This window comes from Rhodopirellula maiorica SM1 (genome assembly GCF_000346295.1).
GTDB lineage: Bacteria > Planctomycetota > Planctomycetia > Pirellulales > Pirellulaceae > Novipirellula > Novipirellula maiorica.
The window spans coordinates 1-3,383 of the sequence record NZ_ANOG01001053.1 but is presented as its reverse complement, the minus strand read 5'-3'; the positions used below and the strand labels follow the sequence as shown (position 1 = coordinate 3,383).

The window sequence follows — 3,383 nt, the reverse complement described above, 5'->3', positions numbered from 1 at the left end:
ATGAAAGAAACCTGCAAAATTGCACGAGTCTTCCGGTTGCTCTAGTTATCGGATGTGATTTGCATGGACATTAACGATTCTGACGTCTCGAGCGGTCGTTTGCGTCGTAAGAGTCGTTCGGATCGTGCCCAAAATGCTTGATATCAGGGCTGTTTCCCCTCTCGCACGGGGATTGATAAGTTGCGGAATAGGCTGGATTTATGCTGAAAAACGCCGTTGGGGCCGCCATTTCAGCTTCGAGCCCGGTGGCGTCGGGCTTCGAATAGCACGACCGCCGCCGAAACCGAAACATTTAGGCTGTCGACTTTGCCAAACATCGGAATTCGCACCCCGGCGATCGTGTTTCCGTCGCCATCACGCTGCCAACGCGAACCGAGCCCCTGGGCTTCGTTGCCCACGATCACGGCGATCGAGCCTGAAAAATCGGTTGCCCAAAGTTCGTTCGATGACTCGACCCGTGCGGCCAAAGGGCGGATTTTGTGGTCGCTTAAGTAACGAGCGACTTCGGATTCGCTGCCGACCGCCGTGGGGATTTGAAAGACGGTCCCCAGACTGCTGCGGATCGCATTAGGATTATAGATATCGCTGCCGCCCCCCGACAAAATCACCGCATCGACCCCGGCGGCGTCCGCACAGCGAAAGACGGCACCGATATTTCCCGGTTTTTCTAAGCTGTCCAAAACCAACAGCAAAGCGTTCGCTGGCAGTGTGAGGTCGTCAAGGGAATGGTCCGGCTGCACAAATTCGCTGACCACTCCGCGTGGCGACTCGCCATAGGCAATTCGCGCCATGATGGTATCCGAAACAACTCGAATCGTTTGTGAAGTCTTGGCTTTTTCAATGACGATACGAACTCTCGGATCATGATTTGCAGTTTCCTGGTTTGCCGGAAGCGGAGTCGCCGACAGATCGCGATCGTGGCGGGAGCGATCGCCGGAATCATGATCCTTCGGATCCGTGGGACTCGATTCGGGCAGATACAGTCCGACCAGCTCCAAACCGGCATCGATCGCTTGCAGCGTTTCCCGCCAACCATCGACAAGCAGACGCTTCTCGCGTCGTCGTGTACGATTATCCCTTAATCGGATCAGGCGTCGAACGGTGGGGTTTGCGGGGCTGCGAAGTACCAGTGGCTCCGAATCGCTCATGCCAAACTCTTGATAGACGTTGATGATGGGCTCGCGTCGGCATCAACACGGCCTTTTAACATTGTGACTCTGGAAAACGGAAAATCGACGAGATGAGCAAGATGCCAATCTGTGACATAGTCAGCTCGAAACGCGACCAAAAGGAATTTCTCGATTTAGAGCGGGAACTCTATCGTGAGAATGCCTACTGGGTGCCGCCGTTGTGGGCCGAACGTCGCAAAATCGTCGGGTTTAAATACCATCCGTTCTATGACGATGCGGATCGCCAAGCATTTCTGGTCCGTCGCGATGGACGTGCCGTCGGCCGCATTCTCGCGGTCGTCAATCATGCTCACAATCGTTGCCACAACGAAAAACGTGGCTTTGTCGGATTCTTTGAATGCGAAGACGACAGCGAAGCAAGCAAATTGCTGTTCCAGCATGCCTTTGATTGGCTGCGACAACAAGGGATGACCGACGTTCGCGGTCCGGTTCATCCGAGTCTGAATTACGAGGTCGGGTTGTTGGTGGACGGTTTTGATTCGTCGCCCACGTTTATGATCCCCTACAACCACCCCTACTACGAACGCTTGTTCCTCGAATCAGGCTTCGAAAAAGTTCAGGATCTGTTCAGCTACGACGCCCACATGGACATCCTCGAAGATTTGGATCCCAAATTGGCGTTCGTGATCGAAGAGGCGACACGTCGATTCAAGGTGAATTGCCGGCCAATTGATCGCAAACGATTCAAAGAAGACGTTCGCTCGTTCCTGGAAATCTATAATCAATCGCTGCAGCGAACGTGGGGCTACGTCCCAATGAGCGAAGCGGAAATCAAAGTGCAAAGCGATGGGTTGAAGCACTTGATCGTGCCCGAATTGACCAGTATCGCGGAAATCGATGGTCGCCCCGTCGGCGCCGGCTTTGGCTTGTTGGATTACAACCAAATCATTCGCCAAATCGATGGACGGCTGTTTCCATTTGGATGGTTAAAACTGTTGACCGGCAAGCGAAAGATCGATCGGCTGCGGCTGATTAGCACCAATGTGTTGCCGGAGTACCAGAAATGGGGGCTCGGATTGGTCACACTCTCGCGAATTCTGCCCGATGCGATCTCGTTTGGCATCCAAATTGGTGAGTTTTCTTGGGTTTTGGAAAGCAATTCGCTCTCGCGAGGCACGATTGAACGCGGGGGGGCAACGCGGACCAAGACGCATCGTCTATACGATCGATCCTTGGCGTAACGGCTAAGTTGTCATCCGTTCTCGCAATCAGGCCTTCGTCGCAATCAGACCTTGGTTGCAATGGGCCCTTAGTTGCAATTGGCCCGTTTGTTGCAATCAGCCTGTTCGCTACAAGCCCACCCTGCTTCGGCACGCCCACGGTGAAGTTTCCCTAGTTAAACTACATCCCTGGTCATCAGGTGCCATGGTAATCATACTTTGACGCTGTTTGCTCGTTTCTCGTCTAAATCGCCACTGCTCCCCGTATCGCCATAATCTCGAACATGCCGGAACACCGAATTGTCATTACCGGAGCGGGCGTGGCGTCTGCGATCGGACTGGGACATCAAGATTTCTTTGCTGCTTTGCTGCGCGGCGATTCCGGAGTGCGATCGCTAGCCGATCGCGACGACGACGGTCCCACTCCGCCGTCGGGCCGCGAAAACGACGGACTTTGGATCGGTGCTCCGATTGTTGGGTTTGACGGAAAGCAGTTCGTGAAACCTCGCAAGGCACTGAAGGTGATGTCTCGCGAGATCCAGCTTGCCTACGTTGCATCGATGATGGCGATTGAAGATGCCGGACTCGATTCTGTTTTTCCCGCGGCTGAATCGGACACGGATTCCGCTGCGTCCGACGACAACGCGGTCAAGTTTGCCCCCAAAGACATCGGAACCGTGTTTGGCAGCGAGATGCTGTATGGACCGCCCACCGAATTAGCCGAGGCGTTCCAGAAATGTCTCGACGACGATGGCGCGATGGACGAATCTCGATTCGGCGAAGCGGCGATGCGAAGCGTGATGCCGTTGTGGATGCTGAAATACCTGCCCAACATGCCCGCATGTCACGTCGGGATTGCGATCAACGCCCACGGTCCCAACAACACATTGGTGCTCGGTGACACGTCGGGACCGGCCGCGTTGGACGAAGCGATCTCGTGTCTGACCCGTGGAATCGCGACGTGCATGATCAGCGGTGCTGCCGGAACACGGATCAATGCGACTCGGCTGAACTATCGCAATGACCTGCCTAT

Annotated in this window: 3 protein-coding genes; 2 read left to right on the top strand and 1 reads right to left on the bottom strand. The window is 54.7% G+C overall.

The window, feature by feature from the left end:
• Positions 1–230 precede the first annotated feature (230 nt).
• The gene (locus RMSM_RS34150; protein WP_008708476.1) at positions 231–1,148 is read right to left on the bottom strand and encodes a TrmH family RNA methyltransferase; all 918 of its coding nucleotides are present in this window, start codon (positions 1,146–1,148) and stop codon (positions 231–233) included.
• Positions 1,149–1,240: 92 nt separating this feature from the next.
• On the opposite strand from RMSM_RS34150, the gene RMSM_RS34145 reads away from it, so the two are divergent.
• Together RMSM_RS34145 and RMSM_RS34140 are read left to right on the top strand one after the other, a co-directional pair.
• Complete coding sequence (locus RMSM_RS34145; RefSeq protein WP_008708475.1) at positions 1,241–2,371, top strand: hypothetical protein; 1,131 nt, start codon at positions 1,241–1,243, stop codon at positions 2,369–2,371.
• 263 nt (positions 2,372–2,634) lie between these two features.
• Positions 2,635–3,383 (top strand): beta-ketoacyl synthase N-terminal-like domain-containing protein (locus tag RMSM_RS34140; protein WP_008708474.1); only part of this gene is annotated, 749 nt, incomplete at its 3' end.